We start from the raw sequence: 24,986 nt of genomic DNA, 5'->3' as shown, positions 1-24,986 counted from the left end.
ACTATCCTTTCATACTACCTTCCCTAAACAGAATAGAATCCGGAAGTGAGTAAACTCACCTCCGGTTCATAGTCTGAATAGTGGAACTACTTCACTGCAGTGGATGTACCATCCGCATGCCACTCAAATACACCGAATTCAAAGCCTTTCAGGTCCCCATTTGGCTGCCAAGTTAATGACCCCATAACAGTATCGACTGGATTGGCTTTTAGATCTTTCACGAGATCTTCGGGTTCACGGCTTCCCGTACGTTCCATTGCTGTGGTTAGGCCTTGAATGGCGGCATAAGTTGTCCAAACAAAGGGACCGGTAGGATCTTCTTTTTTCGCTTTAATAGCATCAACAATAGGCTGGTTAGTCGGCACTTGGTCATAACGTTTAGGCAGTGTAACTAACATGCCTTCGGAAGCCTCTCCTGCAATGTTTGACAGTGATGAGTTACCGACGCCTTCTGGCCCCATAAAGCGGATATTTAAACCTGACTGTTTCGCTTGACGCAAAATTTGTCCCATTTCAGGGTAATAGCCACCAAAGTAGACAAAATCGACATTCTCTTTTTTCAGTTTTGCCACAAGTGCGGAGAAATCTTTATCACCTGCGGTGATACCTTCAAACATAACCTCTTTAACACCGGCTTTGTTCAGGTTTTCACGCACAGAACGTGCTAAACCTTCCCCGTACTGCTGCTTATCATGAACAACCGCAATACGTTTTGGTTTGATATCATCGATAATATATTTTGCAGCTGTTGGTCCTTGGTCTGAATCAAGGCCAGTGGTACGCATAATCATTTGATAACCGCGTGTGGTTAAATCCGCATTGGTTGCTGCTGGGGTGATCATGATAACGCCTTCATCTTCATAAATATCAGAAGCAGGCTGTGTTGAAGAAGAGCAAAGGTGACCAATCACATAACGGATACCGTCATTAATCACTTTGTTCGCGACCGCAACAGCTTGTTTTGGGTCACATGCATCATCATATTCAACGGCAACTAAGGTATCGCCATTGATGCCGCCTTTTGCATTAATATCTGCAACAGCTTGACGTGCGCCCGTAAATTCCATATCGCCATATTGAGCAACAGGACCAGACATAGCACCAACGACGGCAATTTTCACTTCTTTAGCCCATACTGATTGGCTAAATGCCATCGCAATAGATCCTGCCAGTAATACTTTATTAATATTTTTCATTCTGTCGTCCCCATCTCTATGGTTCTGAGTGTTTGTGTTTGATTTATAGTAGATTATTATAGTCAGCACCATCGAGTGCTATGAATTTTAATAACATAGCCAATAAGGCTATATATTTCATGATATTAAACAAGATAAATATGCTAAATAGCAAATGGATATGGTAGGTAATTACGTTATAAGCAGAATAAAAATCTATCGTTAATGAGTGGGTTTTAGATAAATGCCAGTGTTATATTCTAGTTAAATTTAAATTAATCCGAGCTAAACTCGGAAGATCTACAAAGACGAAATCTTTATCCCTAAAATCAAAAAATCGGCTACAGATCACTCTGTCTATAGGAGTGACTGAAAAATAAGCAAGGAAATAGATAGAAGTATTATGAAACTAACAATTATTCCCGTGGTTGATCCTACTGACCAACAATATCTTGACCTGTACAAAATCTGGCCAGACCAGAATCAACATCAGATCCAGACTTTACTTCAATCTGGCGAAAAAATTTATGCCGCGCGTTTTAATGATCGCTTATTAGCCGCCGCAAAAATGAAAGTCGATCATCAACAAGGCACCATTTATCATTTCCTCGTGCGTGAGGTGACTCGCCGACGTGGCGTTGGGCTTTATTTACTTAATGAAATTTGTCGTCAAGAGGCTCAGGTGACGCATTGGGGATTTAGTTTAAAAGAGATAGATGAAGAACAGAAAGCAGTCATGACGTCCTTTTTATTCGCCTGTGGTTTTACACCGACACCAGAAAATGACCTATGGGAAAAACGGATGTAATACAATGAAATTAAAACGGCTCCACCACGTTGCGATCATCGCTTCTAATTACTCTGTCAGTAAGCATTTTTACTGCCAAATTCTTGGCTTAACCTTATTAGAAGAACATTATCGGTCAGACTCGAATTCATGGAAGGCCGATTTAGCGTTAAATGATCAATACCAAATTGAGTTATTTAGCTTTCCTAACCCACCAGCCAGACTGAGCTATCCTGAGGCGTGTGGTTTAAGGCATTTAGCTTTTAGCGTAGACGATCTTGATAAATGGATAGACTATTTGAAACAACATGATGTGATTTGTGAAGCGCCAAGACGAGATCCTTATACACAAAAAAGATTCACTTTTTTTGCTGATCCTGATGGGCTTCCTCTTGAATTGTATAGCGAATGATATTGTATTTTCTGCATTTATTGCGTCATCATCATGACGGCAATAAATGCAGTAACAAGAAAAAAGGAAGGTAAAATCTAATCGCTTTCTTCGTCGTCTTCCATTGCAGCGCGCAACTTTTTCATTGCATTTTTTTCAAGCTGACGTACTCGTTCGGCAGAAACACCATACTTATCAGCCAACTCTTGCAATGTGGTTTTATTGTCGTCATCAAGCCAACGCGCACGAATAATATCTTGGCTACGTTCATCTAACGATTCTAATGCTTCCGTTAAACGATCGGTTGCATGACTTTCCCAGTTATCTTCTTCGATAGAACCAGCAAAATCCGATGATTTATCTTGTAAGAATAAGACAGGTGCAACCGGTTGACCTAAGTCACCACTGTCATCGTCGTCAGACATATCAAAAGCCATATCCTGTGCAGCCATACGTGATTCCATTTCACGTACATCTTTGGTGCTAACCCCTAACTCTTTAGCAACCATATCAACTTCATCTTGGTTAAACCAACCAAGGCGTTTTTTATTTTTTCTCAAATTAAAAAATAACTTACGCTGAGATTTAGTTGTGGCAATCTTAACAATACGCCAATTGCGCAACACATATTCATGAATTTCAGCTTTGATCCAATGGACTGCAAAGGAGACTAGGCGAACACCGATTTCAGGGTTAAAACGACGAACGGCTTTCATTAAGCCGATATTCCCTTCCTGAATTAAATCTGCTTGCGGTAGGCCATAACCTGCGTAGCTACGAGCAACATGGATCACAAAACGTAAGTGCGATAAGATCAGCTGCTTTGCCGCATCCAGATCACCATGGTAATGCAGCCGTTCAGCAAGTTCCTTTTCTTCCTCAGCGGTTAGCATAGGATAAGCATTGGCAGCCCGCATATAAGCTTCAATACTCCCTTGCGGAACAAGTGCTAATGATTGCATGTCTTTGGTCATTCAGATCCTCTTTGAAAAATAATAAAAAAAGGGATTACTTCGATGCGAAATACAAGATTAAGTAAACCGTAGTCTACCAGTTTTATTGAGTTAAATAAATTACACTTATGTGATTACTACAGTCTATGTCAGACACGTTAGGAAGAGAAAAGTTCCCTGCAATATTGGTTTTTTATCGGCACAGTGGGAAACCATGCCGATAGGATAGACAGATTATTCAGGTGTGAAATGGCGCAAATGCTGTACCGTTGCTAACCACGCTGCGACCCACCCAATCATGGCTGACATCAATATCACCAGCAATGATTCTTCCCATAGCAATCCTTCGATATGAAATTGCGTACCAAAAACACTGGCTACTTGAGTGACGACGGCCGACAATTTCCAAACGAGCAGTGCTGACATAATCAATGAGATTACCGCGCCTAATGCCCCCATCAATAGACCGCCATGTAAAAACGGTCGCATGATAAAGCCATCAGTTGCACCAATAAGTTTCATCACATTGATAGTATCTCGACGGGCAAAAATATTGAGTCGAACGCTATTACCAATGACTAGGAATAGTGAAACAATCATTAAAATACCAATGACTGAAGCAACTTGCCCTACCAGCTGAGTCAAGGCTGCAAGGCGAGAAAACCAACTATCGTCCATGCGCACTTCTTCAATACCATGGACTTGGCTGACGCGGTCACGCAATGTGGTCAACACATCCGACCCCTGAAAATCAATTTTTGGGGTAATGATCGCAACAGCAGGTAATGGATTTTCCTCAAGCATATCAAGCGCAGTACTAAATCCAGACCAGCTACGGAATTCACTCATTGCTTGGTCACGTGATAAATAGTTTACATGGTCTACACCATCAAGCGCTTGTAATTGTGTTACCACGTTTTGACCGCCTTGTTCATCTAATGACTTATCTAGATAAACCGTCAACTGAGGCGTTGGATACCATTGTTCAGCGGCTTGAGACACATTCTTCCAGACGATGTAACACAGGCTTGGCAAAGTGAGCGAAATTGCAATAACCATCACGGTGAGAAACGTTGCCAAAGGTTGCCTTAACATGTCTGCCAAGGTATTCAACCAAGCGTAACGCCACTGCTCTCGCCATCCCCCTTTTAGTGCTTTACTCTTTGACTGCATAGGACGTTCAGACTTAGCTTTACGAACGTTTTTAGCCATGTTGACCTCCTATCATTCTTCCTTCACTTAGGGTAAGCACACGGTAGTTACGACGCTCAATCAAAGCAATATCATGAGTGGCCATCAACACCGTTACGCCAACTCGGTTAAACTCTTCGAATAAGCGCATAATGCCTTCAGATAGTTCACCGTCGAGATTTCCCGTCGGCTCATCCGCAAGTAACATCGTCGGTTTATTCACAACCGCTCGCGCGATACCTACACGTTGTTGTTCACCGCCTGACAGCTGAATAGGAAAATTTTTCGCTTTATCGAGTAGACCCACTTTGTCCAATGCAGCTGATACTCGTCTACGAATATCTTCTGAGCTCGCACCCGAAATAATCAGTGGCATCGCAACATTGTCATAAACGGTTCTATCAAATAGCAGGTGATGATCTTGAAAAATCATTCCAATTTGCCTACGCAAAAATGGGATCTCCCGATTTTTTAGACGGCTGATATCGTGACCATTAAACAATATATGCCCTGCACTTGGGCGCTCAATACCACAAATGAGTTTCAGTAAGGTACTTTTACCTGCACCTGAGTGACCAGTTAAAAACGCCATTTCCCCAGGTTGTAAATGAAAATCTACCCCTTGGAGAGCCTGTCGGCCACCGCGATAAGCTTTACTGACATGTTCAAAGCGAATCATCGAAAATTATTCCTCTCGGGCAAATAGAGCCTCGATAAAGTCATCGGCTTTAAATGGACGTAAGTCCTCAATACCCTCACCAATACCGATATAACGAATAGGAATACCGAATTGATCAGCAATAGAGAAGATCACCCCACCTTTTGCTGTGCCATCGAGCTTAGTCAATGTGATACCTGTCAGACCTACAGCATCATTAAAAAGTTTTGTCTGACTGACAGCATTTTGTCCAGTACTGGCATCCAGTGTTAACATAATTTCATGTGGCGCTTCCTCATCCAATTTTTTCATCACTCGGACGATTTTTTTCAGCTCTTCCATTAGATGCGCTTTATTTTGTAAGCGACCAGCGGTATCGGCGATGAGAACATCGACACCTTTCGCTTTAGCGGATTGAATCGCATCGAAAATAACCGATGCAGGGTCCGCTCCGGTATGTTGTGCAACCACAGAGATATGGTTTCTTTCTCCCCAAACTTGTAATTGCTCAACCGCAGCAGCACGGAAAGTGTCTCCAGCCGCTAACATGACTGTTTTACCTTCAGATTGATACTGGCGGGCCAATTTACCAATCGTCGTTGTTTTACCAACACCATTGACCCCAACCATAAGAATAACATAGGGTTTCTTGTCTTCAATGACTAGCGGTTTATCTACACCAACTAAAATATCAGACATTTCTTCACGTAATCTACTGTATAACGCATCAGCGTCTTTTAGTTCTTTACGGCTAGCATGTGTCGTTAAGTTATCAATGATTTTGCGTGTTGTTTCAACCCCAACATCAGCGATCAGTAACTGTTCTTCTAACTCATCAAAAAGATCATCATCAATTTTCTTACCTGTAAACAGTCCAAGAAAACCAGAACCTAAATTTTGACGGGTTTTTAATAAGCCTTTCTTTAAACGGCTAAAGAAACCTTCTTTCTTCGGTTTTTCTTGTTCCGTTGGCTCAGGCTCACTCTCTTGCGAATTAAGCACTTCATCACGTAACGCAACAATATCTTGAGCCTCTAGATTCGCCTGTTCTTCCCTTTGGCGTTGTTGCTCCGCTTCTTCCTCTGCTAGGCGCGCTGCCTCTTGGCGCTGACGCTCTGCTTCCTCTTCCGCTGCTTTAATTGCCGCTAGCTCAGCTTGACGTTGGTGCTCCGCCTCTTCCTCTGCTAAGCGCGCTGCCTCTTGGCGCTGACGCTCTGCTTCCTCTTCCGCTGCTTTGATCGCCGCTAGCTCAGCTTGACGTTGGCGCTCCGCTTCTTCCTCTGCTAAGCGCGCTGCCTCTTGGCGCTGACGCTCTGCTTCCTCTTCCGCTGCTTTAATTGCCGCTAACTCAGCTTGACGTTGGCGCTCCGCCTCTTCCTCTGCTAAGCGCGCTGCCTCTTGGCGCTGGCGCTCTGCTTCCTCTTCCGCTGCTTTAATTGCCGCTAGCTCAGCTTGACGTTGGCGATCCGCTTCTTCTTGCGCCGCTTTGAGCGCGGCTTGCTGTAACTCATGCTGACGCTCTGCTTCTTCTTCCGCCGCTTTAATTGCCGCTAGCTCTTCTGCTTTCTTAGCCTGATACTGACGTTCAGCCTCTTTTTCTGCTGCTTGAACAGCAGCATCATCTGCATGTTTTGGTTGCTCACTCTCTTTCGCAGCATCTACTTTTTGTTGTTCTGCTTCTTGTTGTTGAGTTTCTTTTTCATCTTTACGACCAAAACCCAACCATGAGAAAAAGCCTTTTTTCTTGTCTTTAGCCATCAGCCACTACACTCCTCGCGGTAAAAACATGGCGCTTAATAATTAAATCGCAATAAAATTACATGCAGTCTATCATTTCATCACGCCACAACACATATCTGAAAGAAAAATCATGACAATTTAATCTGATTTTTTAAGTTAAAACTGTGAAAATGGCGCGCTACAATAGAGACAACTCGTTTTTCAAAGCTCAACCAAACTGAGCAGCAATGGATATTATGGCAAAAAAACCACAAAGCGCCTCTTTAGGTCAGATACGCATCATTGGTGGCAAATGGCGAGGGAGAAAGCTCCCCGTTCGTGATAGTGAAGGCTTACGTCCTACAACAGATCGTATTAAAGAAACTTTATTTAACTGGCTAATGCCTATCGTACGCGAAGCCCGCTGTCTTGATTGTTTTGCTGGCAGTGGTGCATTAGGATTCGAAGCATTATCGCGGTTCGCCGATAGCGTTACATTTATCGAACTAGATAAAAAAAACGTACAATTACTGTCTGAAAATAAAGTTCGTTTACAAGCCAATAACGCAAACATTATCAATGGTAATAGCCTTGAAGTACTCAATAAACTAGGCACTCCCTTTGATGTTGTGTTTATTGACCCGCCTTTTCGTAAAGGCCTACTAAACGAAACGATTCGATTATTAGAAAAAAACCAATGGCTAGCAAATGAAAGCTGGATATATGTTGAATCAGAAGCGGAGTCACCACTCACTGACATTCCTGCTAACTGGCAACTTCATCGAGAAAAAATTGCGGGTCAAGTGGCATACCGTTTATTTATTCGTCATTCAATTGAGGAAACAAGCCATGCTAATTAATGCAGGCCGAGTGCTAATGATTTGTGTTTGGGGTTTTATGGTATTTAATTTAATTCATCCATTTCCCAAACCTTTGAAATATTTTATGGATATCGCCATGGTGTTTATGATTTTTATGCATGCACTGCAAACGATCTTCTTAAAAGCAACCATCGCCAAAGGCGAAAAACTCTCAGGATGGCTGCAAACACGCATTTTTTTCTTTGGTGTCTTTGAGATGCTGGCAATGCAGAAAAAACAAAAACATGCCTTAGAAGAAGCAAAGAAAAAACAGTAATCCTATTCGTCGGGGTCAAAACTGAGAAAGCGAGTTCCTTTCAAGCGCAAAGTGCCCCGACGACCTTTCTCAATGCTTTGATACTGGGCCTCATTCACAATAACTTTAATTACTTCTGTATTATTTAGTGGCTTAAAATACACTTCATAGCGAAACGTTTCTGGTGATACCACATCCCTTTCTCGAGAACGCATATTTGGGTAAGGGTAATCTTTTTTGCTATCAACAATGACCAAATAGCTGACAGGCAAGGCGTTATCATTGATCTCATTTTGCTTTCGTTGGTCGAAAAAACGCTTTGTTGCTAAGACAGCAATAATTGCTAATACAATAAATAACAGAATAGGTTTATTCATAAATTTAACATTGTGCTTAAAGTGTTCGTCAGTATAGTTTATCTTAATCACACAGAAGGAACACCACCATAGTTACTTCACTAATTTGAATTTATAAGGATGTGTTTATGATTAGTTGGCCATTCCTTGCCGTACTTTTTTCTGGTTGGCTGTACGTGGATGCAGCATATCGAGGCCCTGAGTGGCAACGTTGGTTATTTCGCCCTATCACCCTGATATTATTGTTACTTTGGGGTTGGAATGCTGATTTTCTTACGACTCAAGGGTACTTAATCCTCGCTGCACTCGCTGTCTCATTACTTGCGGATATCATGCGAATGGTATCAAGTGAGCGCTTACTAATTTCAGTAGCACTACTGTTTATTAGCTATCTTCTTTACACGGTAAGCTTTGGTATGCAGCTAGATTTTAGCCTTTATCTTCCTTGGCTACCCGTACCGCTTATCATTGCTGCTATTACGCTAATATTGATTTGGTCAAAATTAGCAGAATTACAAGCGCTGGTCTTTGCATTATTAATCATGAGTATGATTATGGCTTGGGTTGCTGGTGACCAATTCTTTGGGCTTGGCCGCGACTATAATTTCTCGATTATGGTTGGTGCGTTTTTACTGTTTATTTCTAACTGTATCTGGCTCATTGCACGTTTCCGTTTCCCGTTTAAAGCCTCCAAAGCCATTGTTGCAGCGCTTTATTTCCTTGGCCAATTCTTCATTATCCGTGCAATTTATCTATAGCCCATCACGTTTGCCAATTGATAAAATTCTCAAATAGCACTTTTTATCAATTGGCCCCCTCTTATTTGTTTGACTCTGGAGTAGACTCCAAAGTATAGACTTATCAATATTGATTAAGTGTCATTATTTGATAAGGGGGCGTATATGCACTCACATAACCATAAAGAAACACATCAACACACGAGTTCTTGCTGTTCAAGCAGCAGTACTTGCACTTCAACCGCAGTACAGAACAGCCAAGATGTAAGTAAAGACTCACATACACATGAACAGAGCCGTGTAGAGAAACACCCTGACGACGACGAAGAGGATCACCAGCACCAACATTGTAGCTCGTCCTCTCATCAGACACATGACCACAAAAAACATGATCACCTGCATACCGACCATGATCATAAAGAACATGATCACTCGCACGCTTCATGTTGTCATTCTTCTGCTGAATCGCAGAATGATGTCGCCCCCGCACAAGCCGCTGGACAACGTTTTAACTGGATAATCCGTGGAATGGACTGCCCAAGCTGTGCGCAAAAAATTGAAAATGCCGTAAAGCAAATCACTGAAGTTAAGCAAGCTAAAGTGCTGTTTGCCACCGAAAAGCTCGTCGTTGATGCGGATAAAGATATCAGTGCCTCTGTTCGTTCCACAGTAGAGGCCGCTGGCTATGAATTGCTGGAAGTGGGTAACAACAATGCGGCCACTATTACGCCACCACCCAGCTTACTGAGCGAATCCAAGCCTGTCATTATATTGGCGATTTTGATGGCTATCAGTTGGGGAATAGAACGGTTTAACCCTCAAATCGGTATCATTGCTTTTACCTTAACTACGCTATTTGGGCTCTATCCTATCGCACGTAAGTCATTACGTTTGATCCGCACAGGCACCCCTTTTGCCATTGAAACACTCATGACAGTCGCAGCTATCGGTGCCATCTTTATTCAAGCAACAGAAGAAGCAGCAATGGTTATCTTGTTGTTTATGTTGGGTGAAATGTTGGAATCATATTCCGCGGGTCGAGCACGACGCGGAGTGAGTGCCCTCATGGCGCTTGTTCCAGAAGAAGCGATACTCGTTAAAGATGGCAAAAAAACCACCGTTCCTGTCTCTCAATTACGTCCTGGCGATATTATTGAGATTGCACCTGGTGGTCGGTTACCAACCGACGCTGAACTGGTCTCTGGTTTTGCGAGTTTCGATGAAAGTTCATTAACCGGAGAATCAGTTCCTGTCGAACGCAATGTGGGCGAAAAAGTTGCGGCAGGCTGCCTATCCGTCGACCGTACAGTGCAAATGAAAGTCGTTTCAGAACAGGGGCAAAATGCTATCGACCGCATTTTACAACTTATTGAAGAAGCTGAAGAGCGTCGAGCTCCCATTGAACGTTTTATTGACCGCTTCAGCCGTATTTATACACCGTTGATCATGCTGTTCTCTGCATTAGTGGTTGTTGTTCCCCCGATGTTCTTTGGTGCACCTTGGGAAACTTGGATCTACCGTGGCTTAACCCTACTGCTTATTGGTTGTCCATGTGCCTTGGTTATCTCTACACCCGCAGCAATTACTTCCGCCTTAGCCACCGCAACTCGTCGTGGAGCGCTAATTAAAGGAGGAGCTGCTCTTGAACAGCTAGGTTCAGTAACCACTATCGCGCTGGATAAAACGGGCACTTTAACTGAAGGTAAACCTCATGTTACTGATTTAGTGCCTGTTGATGGCGTGTCTGAAAATGAGTTGATACAAATGACTGCTGCTGTAGAAGCGGGTTCACACCATCCTCTTGCAAAAGCCGTACTCAATAAAGCTGAAGCTCTGTCCCTCACAATCGTTGAAGCCGATAATCGTAAAGCTTTAGCAGGAAAAGGAGTTGAAGGTTATCTGAATGGTAGACATATTTTAGTTAGTGCACCGAGTCGATTAGATACTCCGCTTGAGCCTTTTTGGCAAAACAAGGTGGAGTCACTGGAAGCTCAAGGTAAAACCGTTGTCGTTACAGTAGAAGATAATCGAGTCATTGGCTTAACCGCCTTACAAGATACACTGCGTCGTGATGCAATTGATGCGATGAGTATGTTGAAAACCTTGAACGTCAATGCAGTAATGTTGACCGGTGATAACCCTCGAGCCGCTGCGGCTATCGCTGGGCAACTCGGTATGGAATATCGTGCTGGCTTGCTTCCAGAAGATAAAGTAACTGCGGTTATGGCGCTAAATCGTAACCATAGCACCATGATGGTCGGTGATGGGATCAATGATGCCCCAGCCATGAAAGCGTCTAGTATTGGTGTTGCCATGGGAAGTGGAACCGATGTGGCTCTGGAAACCGCTGATGCGGCACTCACCCACAACCGTTTAACGGGTTTACCTGAAATCATTGCGTTATCACAGGCCACCCGTAAGATTATTCGCGAAAATATCACCATTGCTTTAGGGTTAAAGGCTGTATTCTTAGTCACAAGTTTACTCGGTATCACCGGATTATGGGTTGCAGTTCTTGCCGATTCAGGAGCAACAGCCTTAGTCACAGCTAATGCGGTGCGCTTACTGAAAGTAAAACTACCACAACTTAAAAAATAATATTGACTAAATCACTCAAGAAGCGCCGTCATGGCGCTTCTTTGCTATAAAGAGAGACCTCATTCATTAAACATTAATTAGCCATCATTTTTTTCATTTTAATTTTTATTAGATAGCTAAAATAATTTTAAATATAACAGGTAATGACATGTAACTTATAAAAAAACAAATTATTTTTTCGTACTAAATTAGGAGTAACTTTTTTCTATTTTGTCTCTATATTCGCTACTATCTTCATCACAATAAGGACATGGATGGGAGGTCGCGAGTATGATTCAAAAAAATCCTACAACGCCACATGATGCCGCCTTTAAAGGTTTTTTAACCCAAATAGATAATGCCCGCGATTTTTTCGATATTCATTTGCCTAAACATATTCGCTCGTTATGTGACTTTAATACGTTAGCACTAACTAACTCCTCTTTTATCGATAAAAAACTACGCTCTCGCTTATCTGATGTTCTTTATACCGTACAAACAAAACTGGGTGATGGTTATCTTTATCTCCTCATAGAGCATCAATCAACGCCTGATAAATTAATGAGTTGGCGGTTAATGCATTATGCATTTTTGGCAATGAATCAACACCTTCAGCAAGGTCATAAAAGTTTACCGCTCGTCGTACCCATTTTATTTTATCATGGGAATAACTCCCTCTATCCTTATTTGAAAACATGGACTCACTGTTTTTCTTGGCCCGAACTCGCTGATGAGCTGTACTTTAATCCATTTCCATTGGTGGATATCACTGTTATTGATGATAATGAATTAGTTAATCATCGAAAAATTGCCGTAATGGAACTCGCACTGAAGCATAAAAATCTACGTGACGAATATCAGCAAGTGACGAGCCTACTCGCTCAAGCACTAAATAAGCACTATAATAGTGAGCAAGATATCAGCATCATTATTAACTATCTGTTCACTACGTTAGATTCATCTCAGTATTTTGAACAAATAATTCAACAGCTAATTGAACAAATTGAAAATCATCAAGGTGTTACTATGAATATCGCTCAACGTTTAAAAGATAAAGCCAAGCTAGAAGGTGAGATTGCAGGTATGCAAAAAGCGAGACACGAAAATGCGCTTTCATTACTAAAAAATGGTGTCAGCTTCGAACTCGTCATGAAGAGCTTAAATTTTAGCCATGAAGAATTACAGCTTATAATTCAAGAGAATAAGGATACTCGCCAGTCATAATATCCAGTTCGTGCGATAGCCTTTAAGCTGACCGCACGCAAGTATCCTATATCACGCAAAAGGTCTCACAGACCTTCCGGTTTTTTACGTAATAAATAGCGGTATGGCGTTTGTTCAGTTTCAACAGCCAATAATTCATGCTCCATAAAACGGCAGAAACCAGGGATATCACGTGTAGTTGCAGGATCATCTGCAATGATGAGTAAAGTATCACCGGCATTCATACCACGAACCGTTTTACGAACTAACATCACTGGCTCAGGACAACGCAAACCTAGTGTATCAAGAGTTTTAGTCGCATTTAAAAATAAATCAGGCATAACAAGGCTTCTATAAATAATAAAAGATTCTTTGATTATATAATAAAAAATAGCGCGGCGGGCCTAACAGTTTTGCTTTTGTTGCGCAACAAGCGTATTATGCGCACTTCCCAATGCCGGGAGAATTTTTTATGGGTTCCCTCACCCCATTGCTACTTAAAAAGGTACAATATGTTTTCATTCACAGCACAGCAAAAAGCCAGTGCATTAATTTGGCTATCTTTGTTTCATATCTTAATTATTACTTCAAGTAATTACCTTGTGCAGTTACCGATTAATATATTCGGTTTTCATACCACATGGGGAGCTTTTACCTTTCCATTTATTTTTTTAGCAACCGACCTCACCGTGCGAATTTATGGTGCTCCCTTAGCTCGTCGGATCATTACTGCCGTAATGTTGCCTGCACTGCTCATTTCCTATGTCATTTCTGCGCTGTTTTTCCAAGGCGAATGGCAAGGGTTTACGACATTAACAACATTTAATTTATTTGTCGCCCGCATTGCCGCAGCGAGCTTTATGGCTTATGTTCTAGGCCAGATAATGGATGTCAGCGTATTCAATAAGTTACGTCAAAATAAACGTTGGTACGTTGCACCAGCATGTGCGATGTTTTTTGGCAACTTAATCGATACTATTGCCTTCTTCTTTATTGCATTCTATCGCAGTAGCGACCCTTTTATGGCGGCGAATTGGGTAGAAATCGCTTTAGTAGATTATGCCTTTAAGCTTTTCATTTGCATGCTATTTTTCCTTCCCGCTTATGGCGTGTTACTTAACTTTATTTTGAAAACCTTTTTTGCTCAAACAGCCGAGCAAAAACTTGCAAATCAGCATTAGAGTGAGAGAGAAGGGGGATGTCCTCCCCCCTTCTCTCCTCCCGAAAAATTACTGATCCAACTCTCATTTTATTGGTTTGATTCATCAATAATTTCACTGCCATGATAATCTGACGACATAATCGAAACGATTCGCGCCATTTCCATTTCGATTCCCACAAAAAAAGAACACAAACGAACAGAAATAACCATCGACCTCTATCTTTTGGAGTCTGTAAGATGAAAAAACTGATTAACCGTGTTGAAGATATTATCAGTGAAGTCAATCAAGGATTGACCTCAGCCCATCCTGAATTAATTCTGAATGTTGACCCAACTTATCTTGTCCATAAAAATGCCCCGATTAAAGGTAAAGTGGGACTCCTGTCCGGTGGCGGCAGCGGTCATGAGCCCATGCATAGCGGCTATATCGGTTTAGGCATGCTAGATGGCGCATGTCCTGGAGAAATGTTTACCTCGCCAACCCCCGACCAGATGATGGAATGCGCAATGGCTATTGATAGCGGGGAAGGCGTATTGATGATCATTAAAAACTATACTGGAGATGTGCTGAACTTTGAAACCGCTGCCGAGCTATTACACGATGCAGGAACGAAAATTGCCACAGTACTAGTCGATGATGATGTCGCTGTAAAAGATAGTTTATATACGGCAGGACGTAGAGGAGTGGCAAATACCGTTTTAATGGAAAAAATACTTGGTGCCGCGGCAAGCAAAGGCTATACACTCGATCAATTGGTAGAGTTGGGTCATAGAATCAATAATAACGGCTATAGTTTAGGTGTTGCCTTACAGGCATGTACAGTTCCTGCTGCCGGAAAACCTTCTTTTGCACTCCCTGATAATGAAATGGAATTTGGTGTTGGTATCCATGGAGAGCCAGGGATTGAGAGAAGAAGCTTTACGAATTTGAATGAGACTATCGATCAAATGTTTGAAACCCTGATCGAAAATGGTCACTATGAACGCATCATTCGTCAGTGGGATCGTGAAAACGGCAGCTGGCAAGAACACAAACACATCAAACAGCCTTTGCAAAAAGGTGATCGAGTCATTGCTCTCGTCAATAACCTTGGAGCAACACCATTATCAGAACTTTATGCCGCCTATCACCGTTTACAGACCTGCTGTGACAGCTTTGGTTTAACCATCGAACGCAGCCTTGTAGGCGCCTATTGTACCGCACTTGATATGCAAGGGATCTCAATCACACTACTCAAAGTAGACGACGAAGCTTTAATGTTATGGGATGAACCTGTCAATACCCCAGCTTTACGTTGGAAATGCTGATAACCCGATAACCTTTACGCTGAAGACAGTATAAATAGCGGTAAAATGGAGCAAAACACGATGAGTTTAACACAACAGCAGATCTATCATTGGTTAATTCAGTGCTCACAGACCTTTGCCCATGAGCAAAATAATCTTACTGAGCTTGATACCGCGATTGGTGATGGCGACCATGGCCTCAATATGAATCGAGGCTTTCAAAAAGTGGCAGAGAAGCTTCCCTCGGTTCAAGACAAGGATATCGCAACACTCCTCAAAACAACGGGAATGACACTATTATCCAGCGTTGGGGGAGCTAGCGGTCCACTATTCGGCACATTTTTTATTAAAGCATCACAAAGTGTAGTAGGTAAAGAAAGCTTAAATGTGGCGGATTTATCTGAACTCATCAAAGCAGGAACCGCAGGCATTGTTTCTCGTGGTAAAGCTGAGCCTAATGACAAAACGATGTGTGACGTTTGGTGGCCAGTTTGTGAATCGCTAGAAAAATCAGTATCACTCCCCTTAAACACAGCCATAGATGCCGCTGTCGAGGCTGCAAAACAAGGAGTTGCATCGACAATACCAATGCAGGCACGTAAAGGGCGAGCGAGCTATTTAGGCGAGCGAAGCATAGGGCATGCTGATCCGGGTGGTATGTCAGTATTACTCATGTTAGACACTCTCAAAAAATCAATTTGATGATATCTCACGTTGGTGAAGCTCCCATCACCAACGTGTCATTTTATCGATTTAATGCATAACAGATATCATCATAAATAACTCCATTAATTTCATAATTTTCTGTAATGACTTTCTGTTTGAAAAAACCATTCTTCAGCAACACTTTTTCTGAAGCCACGTTTCCTTCAGTCACTATCGCTATAAATGAACGGATCTGTGCATATTCTGGTGATGCCAACAGCATTTTCAGTGCTTGTGTAGCGATTCCTTTCCCCGCAAAAGTAGGATCAATCAAATAGCCAATTTCACCAACATATTGCTGCTGTTCTAATGACAAGCAAATACCGATCAACCCCATTGCTTGATAGGTCTGAGTATCTTCAATAACCAAGCATAACCAATGCTCTGAAGATAAGTTCCATTCAGGTAAACGGCTTTCAAAAGCGGCCAGAATGTCTTTTTCGGTTTTTGGATTAGAAACAAAACGTAGAACATCAAGGTTAGTATAGAGTTGGAAAAAGAACTCTTTATCTTCTAGGGTCAGTTTTCTAAGTTTGAAAGTAATACTCGTATCGAACATGTAATATCCATCGTCATCAAGCCACAGCGTAACTATAAACGACCATTGGCAGAGAACAAAAGACATAAAAAAGGGAGACAGACAGTCATCTCTCTCCCAAACGGGTTAACTAAGTCATTTATAATATTGGCTATAATGCTTTGGCTAATAAACTAATCGGGTGCTCACATTTTTTACTGGTTGACATCTCTATCTGCCACTTACAGGTTTCACAATCCGTGATCACCATATCCGCCCCACTTTCTTCAATTTGACGGAATAGTCCCGCACCAATTCCTTGAGAAACCTCATAATTTTCTTTTTTAAAGCCATATGTGCCTGCGATACCACAGCATTGTGAATCAAGCACAATTAATTCAACACCGGGGACACGTTTAATCAATTCCAATGTATAAGATGTCCACCCCATTTTTTCCATGTGACAAGGTGTGTGATACGCCACTTTTAATGGTGTCTGTTTAAGCTTCAATTCACGTCCTTGCTCCAATAAGCGATAAATATAACGAGTAGCTAGCTCAATGTTATCGCGCATTTGAGAGGTATCGACATCTAAAACATGTGTATATTCATCACGAAGTGTGAAAGTGCAAGTCGATGACGTTGCAACAACAGGGATATGATTCTCAAGGATCGTTTCTTGTAATGACTCTAAGTTAACGTTCGCTTGACGCTTAGCTTGTTTCATAAACCCATTGGCAATTAACGCCACACCACAGCATTTTTCACGTTTGAGTAATTGAACCCCAATTCCCATGGCATTAAACACGTTGATTAAATCTTTACCTAACTGTGGATGGTTATAGTTGACATAACAACCATGAAAAAAGGCGACCTGCTCTGGAAATTTCTGTTGTTCAGCCGCTTGTTTTGCATACCAACGACGGAATGTACCGAACGAATATTTTGGTAATTCACGGCGATGATCGATTTTTAACGCTTTATCTAGAATTTGGCGAACAGGCTTCAAACCTGTAATGGTATTGACTACCGGTGCAAAAGGTGTCGATAAAGAGCCCATTAAATCGGTATGGCTGAGAATAGCATCACGCAATTTTGGTTTTTGCTGGCTGTAAGTATTACGCGCACGCGCAATAATATCACCGATTTTAACATCGGATGGGCATGCAACTTCACAACGCTTACAGTTCGTGCAGTATTTTAATGCCTCATCATACAGCATGGGGTCTTTTAAGCGTAAACGCTCTCCATCTGGACCTGCCTGTTTTGGACCGGGATACAGAGGATTAACCTTAGCAACAGGACAATAGGTTGTGCAAACAGTACATTTAATACAACTTTCAAAACTCGCATCCTGAATACTCATTGCGCCACCTCCGCCTGCATGGCTCTTTGTCTTTCAAAATAACGCATAATTTCACCCGCAGCATGTAACCCACTAATGAGTGAAACCCCTGCTCCACAACCTTCTGTTAATGGGTCAAAACCACCTAAGACTGCACCAGCGACATACAAGTTTTCGATCGTTTGGCCATCTTTTTTCGCTCGTAATTGTTCATCTGTCTGAACACCAAATGTCATATAAGGCTGCGAAGCAAAAAACACTTTATTGGTCCATTGAGCACGTTCAGGTATATGACACAAATCAAGATGCATTAATGGCTCATAGACGCGATCAAACTCAGCAACAAGCCCGTTATTAAAAAAGCTCCCTGTCGCTAACACAAATTGTGAGGCTTTCAGTGAAATATCGCCATGATTACGTGTCGTTACTGATTCAATTCGTGATCCAATGCAATTCACTGACGTCACTTTATCTCCAGGCATCACGATCCCACCTTGGCGGCGAAACTGACGTAATAGCGTTTCATGTAATCGAATACCAAGTAATGACGGAGGTAATGTAGGTAATAAATAGATCGGCTTGCCTAGCTGTTTTTGTAGCTCCAATAAGGGCTGCTCGGTGTCTAACCCTATACAAGCAGGCATAAAAATAGTCTCTGCATCGGTAATTAATGGCTTAATTTCGGCTACTATCTCTGCCATATTTTCAGGCCTATCTAACCAACGCGCCACGTTGATCGCCCTAAATTCGCTGGGGTTTTCTCTGAGCCTATCAAGCAATGGCAAATGCACATAGTAAGGGCTCGCATTGAAACCTTCCCGTTGTAATTCATCCGAGACCATCTGAGGTTGAAAATCTAAAAAACCCTCTATACCGACCACTGCGATGTTACCCATATTCATTTTGCTATGCAGCGCCGCTGTCGGAACAGATTCAGGGCTTAACCAAGTGAGGCGCTTATGCCCTAATGGTGTTATACGATAATGATTTTCATCACTGGATCCTCGTAGCTTCATGCCACTTTGCTGCAATAATGCTTCAGCAAGATGCGTTAGCTTAATCACAGACAATTTACCAAGGCGGCTATATGGGTGCTCTGGTGACTGTTCACTGAGTTTATCTAGCGCATCCAACGGCTTTTCGACAACTTGTCCATCTGGAAGGTGGGTTAATAAATCCAAAGAGCCTGAAGAAAAATGTAATGCATTTTGTCCTGCACTGACGATGGCGCAAGATAAACCCGATTGTGTTAAACGGATACCACACATCAAGCCAGCAAGGCCTCCGCCCATTACGACTGCATCATATTTCATTATCAGCCTCCTTCTCAGGTGTGTTACCCAAGGTTTTTTCATTCATGCCACAGAGTCCATGGTAAACCCAGCTCGTAAATTCGCTCTCTCGCAGAGCATCGCCCCAAGCAATAGGCCTCACCCCTTTCCAACGTTCATTCAGGAAGTGTCCTAATTGCTGCTCGGTTTCATGCGGAGTCGTCACATTAAAACGATTTAAAAGACCCGCGGCTCGGCAAGCACATAGCTCACCTTGACAAGTTCCCATCCCAACACGAGTACGCCGTCTTAAATCAAGTAGGTTATTGACTGTTAATGAGTTTACGGCGTAACGAACCTCTCCAGCAGTGACGGCTTCACATTCGCACACGAGGCTTTTATCCAACCGATTGGTGCTCAGTATCGCAGATGCGCGATCCCCATGGCGGTATACTGCCGAGCCGCGAATCGGCGCAGGAATGGAAACAACATTACGCAACGCTTCTTCTGCACTATGCTGTGACCCTGGTAAAGGGGCATCCGCGGTTGTACATTTCGCCGTATGACCTAATTTCTCACAAACTTTATCTGTCGCCCACTCAGCCATTAACCGGTAAGTCATTAATTTACCACCAGTAATTGTGATAAAGTTTTCAAGGCCATCACGTTTCGCATGGTCCAACAACACAATACCGCGACTCACATTACGACCAGAAGGATCATCATCGCTGGCAACTAATGGCCTAACCCCCGCATAAGCGCGCAATATGCGTGTTTTCGCTAATGCCGGTGAGAGCATTGAACCTTCGCGGATCAAAATATCGACCTCTTCCGGTGTCACATACATATTATCAATTTGATCATATTCAATATGCGTTGAGGTAGTACCAATCAATGAAATGGTGTCACCCGGTACCAAAATATCCGCATCCGCAGGCTTACGACAGCGATTAATAACCATGTTATTTAATCGATGGCCAAGAATGAGCAAAGCCCCTTTTGCAGGGAACATTTTAACTCTCAAATCTGCATATTCAGCGATTTTTTGTCCCCAGATCCCCCCTGCATTGACGACTATTTCGGCATAAATATCATATTGTTGTTTAGCTTGGTGATCATAAACTGTCACACCGCGTACTTTATCGCCATCACGAATCAAACCAATAACTTCATGATAGGTAAGCACTTTAGCACCATGTTCCCGTGCGTCTAACATATTTGCAGCCGTTAACCGAAAAGGGTCTACAGTGCCATCGGGTACACGTACCGCACCTATTAATTGTGGGTTCACTGAAGGCTCTAGACGAATTGCTTCTGCGGGATCAATCGCATTAGCATCAATGCCCGCCGCTTGGCAGGCTTGAATGAATTGTTGTTGATATTCAAGTGAATCTTCAGGCAAGGTAATGAATAAACCATCGGTTTTTTCAATACAATGATGAGCAATACGTTTTAGTATCTTATTTTCTTCAATACACTCTCGTGCCGATTCTCCGTCCGTGACGGCATAGCGAGCACCGCTATGTAACAAACCGTGGTTGCGTCCTGTTGCGCCTGTTGCAATATCATGCCTTTCGAGTAAAACCGCTTTTAAGCCTCGGCGGGCGCAGTCACGAGCAACACCTGCACCTGTTGCGCCACCACCAATAATGATGACATCCGTTTCAGTCACAGATGAGCCATTCATGTCGCATTCCTCACATTAATCAACATTACTTTTAGTATGGTCTATTTTTATAATCTATAACTAAATATAGACAAGAAACGTGCTCGATGTTTGATAAGGAACAAAAACGAAAACAATTAAGTCAAAATAGGTAATAAAAAGCCAAAATTCGTGACATAAATCACAATAAATCATCTAAAGATGGTTTCTTTTCGTTCGTAAATAACATTAACTATGCCACCCATAAATAAAACAAATATTTGTGCAGTAGATTACAGATAAAATGTTTTTTTATGACTATCATAAGAGCACTTATGAAAGAAATTGCTCGATATGAAACTCGAATACTTTCGTTTTTGTCATTCTATCCATAAAAAATACTCAATACCCTTTATCTCGCATGAGATATAGAAGGTGAGAGGTAATAACTATTAGCATGCCATCGGAGGCTATATGTTAAGCATTTTTAAACCAGCACCTCATGCCCCGAGGTTGCCAGCAGAGAAGGTAGATCCAGTCTATCGTCGACTGCGCTGGCAAATCTTCATGGGAATTTTCTTTGGTTATGCAGCGTATTACTTGGTAAGAAAAAACTTCGCATTAGCGATGCCTTACCTTGTTGAGCAAGGCTTTTCCAAAGGGGATCTGGGTTTTGCATTGTCAGGGATCTCTATCGCGTACGGTTTCTCTAAATTTATTATGGGGTCAGTATCAGACCGCTCTAACCCGCGAGTATTCTTACCCGCCGGTCTGATCCTTGCCGCAGCCGTAATGCTTATCATGGGCTTTGTGCCATGGGCAACGTCTAGCATCATGATTATGTTCGTGTTGCTGTTCTTATGTGGTTGGTTCCAAGGGATGGGTTGGCCTCCTTGTGGTCGGACTATGGTGCACTGGTGGTCACAAAAAGAACGTGGTGGGATCGTTTCGGTTTGGAACTGTGCTCATAACGTAGGTGGCGGTATCCCTCCTCTCCTATTCATGCTCGGTATGGCATGGTTTAACGATTGGAAAGCGGCGCTGTATATGCCTGCATTCGCGGCGATTCTGGTTGCGATTATTGCTTTCGCTTTAATGCGTGATACACCACAATCATGTGGTTTACCACCAATCGAGGAATACAAAAACGACTACCCACCTGACTACAAAGAGTCAGATGAGCAAGAGTTAACAGCAAAAGAAATCTTCATGAAGTATGTGTTCCCGAACAAACTTTTATGGATGATCGCGATTGCTAACGTCTTCGTTTACTTACTACGTTACGGTGTACTTGATTGGTCACCTACCTATCTACGTGAAGTAAAACACTTCGCTATGGATAAATCCTCTTGGGCTTATTTCCTATACGAATATGCAGGTATTCCAGGTACATTGCTCTGTGGTTGGATGTCGGACAAAGTGTTCCGCGGTAATCGTGGGGCAACGGGTGTGTTCTTCATGATTCTCGTGACGATTGCCACCATTGTCTTCTGGATGAACCCTGCTGGTAACCCAAATGTTGATATGGCTTGTATGCTCATCATCGGCTTCTTAATTTACGGTCCTGTAATGTTGATTGGTCTACATGCTCTTGAGCTTGCACCGAAAAAAGCGGCAGGTACTGCGGCTGGCTTTACTGGGCTATTTGGTTACCTTGGTGGTTCTGTTGCCGCGAGTGCTATCGTTGGTTATACCGTCGACTACTTCGGTTGGGATGGTGGCTTTGCTGTCATGATTGGTGGTTCTGCACTTGCTGTCGTACTACTGTTTATTGTGATGGTTAGCGAATCTAAACACAAACGTGAATTAGCGAAAATGAACTAACACTTCATTAAAGATTCACGTTAGTGCACTAAGCTCTGGGCTATATCAAAAAACGATATAGCCCTTTTTTTACCAAAAAAGTGACAAGGAGATACAATCATGCACTTCCCATTAAAAACGTTGGTGGCAAGTATGGTTTTAGTGATGTCAGTTTCAGCAGTGGCACAAGCAACTGAAAAGGTCGTTATCGCGCACCGTGGCGCAAGTGGCTACTTACCCGAACACACGTTACCAGCAAAAGCGATGGCTTATGCACAGGGTGCTGACTTTCTTGAGCAAGATTTGGTGATGACCAAAGACAATGAGTTAGTGGTACTTCATGACCATTACCTTGACCGCGTCACGGACGTCGCTGAGCGTTTTCCCAACCGCGCTCGCAAAGATGGCCGCTATTACGCCATTGACTTTACGCTCGATGAAATCAAATCATTAAAATTCACTGAAGGTTTTGATATTGTTGATGGTAAACAGGTTCAGAGCTACCCAAACCGCTTCCCTATGGGAAAATCAGATTTTCGAGTTCATACTTTCCAAGAAGAAATTGAATTTATTCAGGGATTGAATAAATCAACAGGAAAAAACATTGGTATCTATCCTGAAATCAAAGCCCCTTGGTTCCACCAACAAGAGGGCAAAGATATTACGAAAAAAACACTCGAAGTCTTGAAACAGTATGGCTATACCGATAAAAACTCAAATGTTTACCTTCAGTGCTTTGATGCTAACGAACTAAAACGCATCAAAAATACCTTAATGCCAGAAATGGGTATGGATTTAAAGCTTGTCCAGTTAATTGCCTATACGGATTGGAACGAAACGCAAGAACAAAAACCAGATGGTACTTGGGTTAATTATAGCTACGATTGGATGTTTAAACCCGGCTCAATGAAAGAAGTCGCTCAATATGCCGATGGGATTGGCCCTGACTACCATATGTTAGTCAGTGAAGATTCAACCCCTGACAATATTAAGCTAACGGGTATGGTAAAAGATGCCCATGCCAACAATATGGCGGTACATCCTTACACTATTCGAGTCGATAAGCTTCCGAAATACGCTAAAGATGGTCAACAACTCTTTGATATTATCTACAATCAAGCTGATGTAGATGGTGTATTTACCGATTTCCCTGACCTAGGTGTGCAGTTTCTCCAAAAACAGAAACAGCATCCATAATCCCTAGAAAGCCGATTGCAGCCAAACGGCTGCAATCTATCATCATTAAGCGATAGTCACAGGAAAAGCAATCACATCACTGATTCTTTCTGCATCTAATGCAATCATAATTAGGCGATCAACCCCTAATGCCACTCCCGAACATTCCGGTAATCCATGAGTTAACGCCGCTAATAAACGTTCATCAATAGGATGCACGGGTAGCCCCATAGCAGCACGCCGACGATTATCTTGTTCAAAACGCTGGCGTTGCTCATTCGCATCCGTTAATTCACGAAAGCCGTTTGCTAACTCCATCCCTTTAAAGTAAACCTCAAAGCGTTCTGCAACACGATGATCTTCAGTGCTGATTTCAGCTAAAGAAGCCTGAGTAGCTGGGAAGTGATAAACCACAACGGGTTTTTCTTTACCAATATGAGGTTCAACCCCCATCGTAAACAGTAATTGCAATAGGGTATCTTTATCTTCTTCTTGTTCGGCGACATTACTCAGATCCAAACGAGCAGCAACTTCCCTCAATTCACTTTTTTCTGCTGAAAGGGGATCAATGTCGAGATGACGCAAAAATGCTTGCTGATAAGACAATAATTCCGCACTGTCACAATCCAGTATTTGCTGTAGCAGATCATCAACTTCATTGATAAGGCGATACATATCATAATGTGGACGATACCATTCAAGCATCGTGAATTCAGGATTATGATGCCTGCCAGCTTCTTCATTACGGAAACTACGGCAGAGCTGATAGATAGGTCCACTCCCCGCAGCCAATAAGCGCTTCATATGGTATTCAGGGCTGGTCATCAAATAGAGATCTAACCCTTGTGCAGCACCGGGTCCCACAAAACGGGTATTAAAAGGGACAAGGTGAATATCCGTGATGGTCGCCTGACTCATCGCCGGAGTTTCAACCTCAAGTACACAGCGCTCCGTAAAAAAACGTCTAATCTCAGAGACGATTTTTGCTCGCTTTAACAGATTCGCGACAGGTGCACTTGGCTGCCAGTCCACTACTTCACTCATTAACATCACTCCAAAATAAACATAGTCGTGCAGTTTACTCACCTCTTGCGCGACAAACAACGCATTAACACGAATCAAATGCAATTGAGGTATCCGCTGCTATCATAATCATCCACGAACAGACTGAAATGTAACAAAGTGAGCAAAATAGCGTCGCTTATTCTTCAG

At 42.5% G+C, this 24,986-nt stretch carries 25 protein-coding genes; 12 read left to right on the top strand and 13 right to left on the bottom strand.

Annotation, left to right across the window (positions count from 1 at the left end):
* Window positions 1-86: 86 nt before the first annotated feature.
* The gene (locus O7C57_RS03280; RefSeq protein ID WP_154624095.1) at window positions 87-1,196 is read right to left on the bottom strand and encodes a branched-chain amino acid ABC transporter substrate-binding protein; all 1,110 of its coding nucleotides are present in this window, start codon (window positions 1,194-1,196) and stop codon (window positions 87-89) included.
* Between the two features lie 382 nt (window positions 1,197-1,578).
* Between O7C57_RS03280 and panM the strand changes: the two genes are divergently transcribed.
* Together panM and O7C57_RS03270 are read left to right on the top strand one after the other, a co-directional pair.
* The gene (gene panM, locus O7C57_RS03275) at window positions 1,579-1,983 is read left to right on the top strand and encodes an aspartate 1-decarboxylase autocleavage activator PanM (protein ID WP_196713642.1); all 405 of its coding nucleotides are present in this window, start codon (window positions 1,579-1,581) and stop codon (window positions 1,981-1,983) included.
* A 4-nt stretch (window positions 1,984-1,987) separates the two neighbouring features.
* Complete coding sequence (locus O7C57_RS03270; RefSeq protein ID WP_154624097.1) at window positions 1,988-2,374, top strand: VOC family protein; 387 nt, start codon at window positions 1,988-1,990, stop codon at window positions 2,372-2,374.
* A gap of 77 nt (window positions 2,375-2,451) precedes the next feature.
* Here O7C57_RS03270 and rpoH read toward each other — a convergent pair whose 3' ends face one another.
* The 4 genes from rpoH to ftsY form a co-directional block, all read right to left on the bottom strand.
* Entirely contained in the window at window positions 2,452-3,327 is an 876-nt protein-coding gene (gene rpoH / locus O7C57_RS03265) for an RNA polymerase sigma factor RpoH (RefSeq protein ID WP_154624098.1), read from the bottom strand.
* 213 nt (window positions 3,328-3,540) lie between these two features.
* Window positions 3,541-4,518 (bottom strand): permease-like cell division protein FtsX, encoded by a 978-nt coding sequence (ftsX, locus tag O7C57_RS03260; RefSeq protein ID WP_154624099.1) that lies wholly within the window; start codon window positions 4,516-4,518, stop codon window positions 3,541-3,543.
* Window positions 4,511-5,176 (bottom strand): cell division ATP-binding protein FtsE, encoded by a 666-nt coding sequence (gene ftsE, locus O7C57_RS03255; protein ID WP_154624100.1) that lies wholly within the window; start codon window positions 5,174-5,176, stop codon window positions 4,511-4,513. Before ftsE ends, ftsX begins: the two co-directional genes overlap by 8 nt.
* Before the next feature lie 6 nt (window positions 5,177-5,182).
* A complete protein-coding gene (gene ftsY, locus O7C57_RS03250; protein ID WP_269723621.1) occupies window positions 5,183-6,913 on the bottom strand; it encodes a signal recognition particle-docking protein FtsY in 1,731 nt (576 codons plus the stop codon).
* A 218-nt stretch (window positions 6,914-7,131) separates the two neighbouring features.
* Here ftsY and rsmD point away from each other — a divergent pair, with 218 nt between their 5' ends.
* Together rsmD and O7C57_RS03240 are read left to right on the top strand one after the other, a co-directional pair.
* Window positions 7,132-7,734 (top strand): 16S rRNA (guanine(966)-N(2))-methyltransferase, encoded by a 603-nt coding sequence (rsmD, locus tag O7C57_RS03245; RefSeq protein ID WP_195848179.1) that lies wholly within the window; start codon window positions 7,132-7,134, stop codon window positions 7,732-7,734.
* Complete coding sequence (locus O7C57_RS03240; protein WP_154624047.1) at window positions 7,724-8,011, top strand: DUF1145 family protein; 288 nt, start codon at window positions 7,724-7,726, stop codon at window positions 8,009-8,011. Before rsmD ends, O7C57_RS03240 begins: the two co-directional genes overlap by 11 nt.
* Before the next feature lie 2 nt (window positions 8,012-8,013).
* Here O7C57_RS03240 and O7C57_RS03235 read toward each other — a convergent pair whose 3' ends face one another.
* Window positions 8,014-8,367: a DUF2500 domain-containing protein gene (locus O7C57_RS03235; protein WP_196713644.1), complete on the bottom strand. Its 354-nt coding sequence runs from the start codon at window positions 8,365-8,367 to the stop codon at window positions 8,014-8,016.
* 107 nt (window positions 8,368-8,474) lie between these two features.
* On the opposite strand from O7C57_RS03235, the gene O7C57_RS03230 reads away from it, so the two are divergent.
* The 3 genes from O7C57_RS03230 to O7C57_RS03220 all read left to right on the top strand — a co-directional run bounded on the left by O7C57_RS03230 (window position 8,475) and on the right by O7C57_RS03220 (window position 12,884).
* A complete protein-coding gene (locus O7C57_RS03230; RefSeq protein ID WP_247046925.1) occupies window positions 8,475-9,104 on the top strand; it encodes a lysoplasmalogenase in 630 nt (209 codons plus the stop codon).
* A gap of 144 nt (window positions 9,105-9,248) precedes the next feature.
* A complete protein-coding gene (locus O7C57_RS03225; RefSeq protein ID WP_269723620.1) occupies window positions 9,249-11,681 on the top strand; it encodes a zinc/cadmium/mercury/lead-transporting ATPase in 2,433 nt (810 codons plus the stop codon).
* 270 nt (window positions 11,682-11,951) lie between these two features.
* Entirely contained in the window at window positions 11,952-12,884 is a 933-nt protein-coding gene (locus O7C57_RS03220; RefSeq protein WP_269723619.1) for an Rpn family recombination-promoting nuclease/putative transposase, read from the top strand.
* Between the two features lie 65 nt (window positions 12,885-12,949).
* Here O7C57_RS03220 and tusA read toward each other — a convergent pair whose 3' ends face one another.
* On the bottom strand, window positions 12,950-13,204 hold the full coding sequence (gene tusA, locus O7C57_RS03215; protein WP_154622529.1) for a sulfurtransferase TusA: 255 nt from the start codon (window positions 13,202-13,204) through the stop codon (window positions 12,950-12,952).
* Between the two features lie 171 nt (window positions 13,205-13,375).
* Here tusA and O7C57_RS03210 point away from each other — a divergent pair, with 171 nt between their 5' ends.
* Entirely contained in the window at window positions 13,376-14,044 is a 669-nt protein-coding gene (locus O7C57_RS03210) for a 7-cyano-7-deazaguanine/7-aminomethyl-7-deazaguanine transporter (protein ID WP_154622028.1), read from the top strand.
* 68 nt (window positions 14,045-14,112) lie between these two features.
* Here O7C57_RS03210 and O7C57_RS03205 read toward each other — a convergent pair whose 3' ends face one another.
* Complete coding sequence (locus tag O7C57_RS03205; protein WP_269723618.1) at window positions 14,113-14,235, bottom strand: hypothetical protein; 123 nt, start codon at window positions 14,233-14,235, stop codon at window positions 14,113-14,115.
* Between the two features lie 27 nt (window positions 14,236-14,262).
* Here O7C57_RS03205 and dhaK point away from each other — a divergent pair, with 27 nt between their 5' ends.
* Window positions 14,263-15,333, top strand: a complete 1,071-nt coding sequence (gene dhaK, locus O7C57_RS03200; protein ID WP_154622029.1) for a dihydroxyacetone kinase subunit DhaK — start codon at window positions 14,263-14,265, stop codon at window positions 15,331-15,333.
* A gap of 60 nt (window positions 15,334-15,393) precedes the next feature.
* Entirely contained in the window at window positions 15,394-16,014 is a 621-nt protein-coding gene (gene dhaL, locus O7C57_RS03195) for a dihydroxyacetone kinase subunit DhaL (protein WP_163863055.1), read from the top strand.
* 43 nt (window positions 16,015-16,057) lie between these two features.
* Here the strand turns inward: dhaL and O7C57_RS03190 are convergent, their stop codons facing one another.
* The 4 genes from O7C57_RS03190 to glpA all read right to left on the bottom strand — a co-directional run bounded on the left by O7C57_RS03190 (window position 16,058) and on the right by glpA (window position 20,837).
* Window positions 16,058-16,576: a GNAT family N-acetyltransferase gene (locus O7C57_RS03190; protein WP_154622031.1), complete on the bottom strand. Its 519-nt coding sequence runs from the start codon at window positions 16,574-16,576 to the stop codon at window positions 16,058-16,060.
* A 130-nt stretch (window positions 16,577-16,706) separates the two neighbouring features.
* Window positions 16,707-17,900 (bottom strand): anaerobic glycerol-3-phosphate dehydrogenase subunit GlpC, encoded by a 1,194-nt coding sequence (gene glpC / locus O7C57_RS03185; RefSeq protein WP_154622032.1) that lies wholly within the window; start codon window positions 17,898-17,900, stop codon window positions 16,707-16,709.
* Window positions 17,897-19,192 carry a glycerol-3-phosphate dehydrogenase subunit GlpB gene (glpB, locus tag O7C57_RS03180; protein WP_269723617.1) on the bottom strand — a complete coding sequence of 432 codons (1,296 nt, stop codon included), beginning with the start codon at window positions 19,190-19,192 and terminating at the stop codon, window positions 17,897-17,899. The genes glpC and glpB overlap by 4 nt, the downstream gene beginning before the upstream one ends.
* Window positions 19,182-20,837, bottom strand: a complete 1,656-nt coding sequence (gene glpA, locus O7C57_RS03175; protein ID WP_196713647.1) for an anaerobic glycerol-3-phosphate dehydrogenase subunit A — start codon at window positions 20,835-20,837, stop codon at window positions 19,182-19,184. The genes glpB and glpA overlap by 11 nt, the downstream gene beginning before the upstream one ends.
* 432 nt (window positions 20,838-21,269) lie before the next feature.
* Between glpA and glpT the strand changes: the two genes are divergently transcribed.
* Both glpT and glpQ read left to right on the top strand, forming a co-directional pair.
* A complete protein-coding gene (glpT, locus tag O7C57_RS03170; protein ID WP_163863061.1) occupies window positions 21,270-22,619 on the top strand; it encodes a glycerol-3-phosphate transporter in 1,350 nt (449 codons plus the stop codon).
* A 99-nt stretch (window positions 22,620-22,718) separates the two neighbouring features.
* A complete protein-coding gene (gene glpQ / locus O7C57_RS03165; RefSeq protein ID WP_154622036.1) occupies window positions 22,719-23,795 on the top strand; it encodes a glycerophosphodiester phosphodiesterase in 1,077 nt (358 codons plus the stop codon).
* 45 nt (window positions 23,796-23,840) lie between these two features.
* On the opposite strand, the gene epmA is transcribed toward glpQ, so the two are convergent.
* A complete protein-coding gene (gene epmA, locus O7C57_RS03160; RefSeq protein ID WP_163863651.1) occupies window positions 23,841-24,818 on the bottom strand; it encodes an elongation factor P--(R)-beta-lysine ligase in 978 nt (325 codons plus the stop codon).
* Window positions 24,819-24,986 lie beyond the last annotated feature (168 nt).

Origin of the sequence: Providencia sp. 21OH12SH02B-Prov, from assembly GCF_027362595.1 — a bacterium.
Classification (GTDB): Bacteria; Pseudomonadota; Gammaproteobacteria; order Enterobacterales; family Enterobacteriaceae; genus Providencia; species Providencia zhejiangensis.
This window is presented reverse-complemented; position numbering and strand designations above follow the sequence as displayed.

Coding starts and splice junctions, on each gene's coding strand:
- O7C57_RS03280 (WP_154624095.1), bottom strand. CDS start 1,196: ATGAAAAATATTAATAAAGTATTACTGGCAGGATCTATTGCGATGGCA.
- panM (WP_196713642.1), top strand. CDS start 1,579: ATGAAACTAACAATTATTCCCGTGGTTGATCCTACTGACCAACAATAT.
- O7C57_RS03270 (WP_154624097.1), top strand. CDS start 1,988: ATGAAATTAAAACGGCTCCACCACGTTGCGATCATCGCTTCTAATTAC.
- rpoH (WP_154624098.1), bottom strand. CDS start 3,327: ATGACCAAAGACATGCAATCATTAGCACTTGTTCCGCAAGGGAGTATT.
- ftsX (WP_154624099.1), bottom strand. CDS start 4,518: ATGGCTAAAAACGTTCGTAAAGCTAAGTCTGAACGTCCTATGCAGTCA.
- ftsE (WP_154624100.1), bottom strand. CDS start 5,176: ATGATTCGCTTTGAACATGTCAGTAAAGCTTATCGCGGTGGCCGACAG.
- ftsY (WP_269723621.1), bottom strand. CDS start 6,913: ATGGCTAAAGACAAGAAAAAAGGCTTTTTCTCATGGTTGGGTTTTGGT.
- rsmD (WP_195848179.1), top strand. CDS start 7,132: ATGGCAAAAAAACCACAAAGCGCCTCTTTAGGTCAGATACGCATCATT.
- O7C57_RS03240 (WP_154624047.1), top strand. CDS start 7,724: ATGCTAATTAATGCAGGCCGAGTGCTAATGATTTGTGTTTGGGGTTTT.
- O7C57_RS03235 (WP_196713644.1), bottom strand. CDS start 8,367: ATGAATAAACCTATTCTGTTATTTATTGTATTAGCAATTATTGCTGTC.
- O7C57_RS03230 (WP_247046925.1), top strand. CDS start 8,475: ATGATTAGTTGGCCATTCCTTGCCGTACTTTTTTCTGGTTGGCTGTAC.
- O7C57_RS03225 (WP_269723620.1), top strand. CDS start 9,249: ATGCACTCACATAACCATAAAGAAACACATCAACACACGAGTTCTTGC.
- O7C57_RS03220 (WP_269723619.1), top strand. CDS start 11,952: ATGATTCAAAAAAATCCTACAACGCCACATGATGCCGCCTTTAAAGGT.
- tusA (WP_154622529.1), bottom strand. CDS start 13,204: ATGCCTGATTTATTTTTAAATGCGACTAAAACTCTTGATACACTAGGT.
- O7C57_RS03210 (WP_154622028.1), top strand. CDS start 13,376: ATGTTTTCATTCACAGCACAGCAAAAAGCCAGTGCATTAATTTGGCTA.
- O7C57_RS03205 (WP_269723618.1), bottom strand. CDS start 14,235: ATGGTTATTTCTGTTCGTTTGTGTTCTTTTTTTGTGGGAATCGAAATG.
- dhaK (WP_154622029.1), top strand. CDS start 14,263: ATGAAAAAACTGATTAACCGTGTTGAAGATATTATCAGTGAAGTCAAT.
- dhaL (WP_163863055.1), top strand. CDS start 15,394: ATGAGTTTAACACAACAGCAGATCTATCATTGGTTAATTCAGTGCTCA.
- O7C57_RS03190 (WP_154622031.1), bottom strand. CDS start 16,576: ATGTTCGATACGAGTATTACTTTCAAACTTAGAAAACTGACCCTAGAA.
- glpC (WP_154622032.1), bottom strand. CDS start 17,900: ATGAGTATTCAGGATGCGAGTTTTGAAAGTTGTATTAAATGTACTGTT.
- glpB (WP_269723617.1), bottom strand. CDS start 19,192: ATGAAATATGATGCAGTCGTAATGGGCGGAGGCCTTGCTGGCTTGATG.
- glpA (WP_196713647.1), bottom strand. CDS start 20,837: ATGAATGGCTCATCTGTGACTGAAACGGATGTCATCATTATTGGTGGT.
- glpT (WP_163863061.1), top strand. CDS start 21,270: ATGTTAAGCATTTTTAAACCAGCACCTCATGCCCCGAGGTTGCCAGCA.
- glpQ (WP_154622036.1), top strand. CDS start 22,719: ATGCACTTCCCATTAAAAACGTTGGTGGCAAGTATGGTTTTAGTGATG.
- epmA (WP_163863651.1), bottom strand. CDS start 24,818: ATGAGTGAAGTAGTGGACTGGCAGCCAAGTGCACCTGTCGCGAATCTG.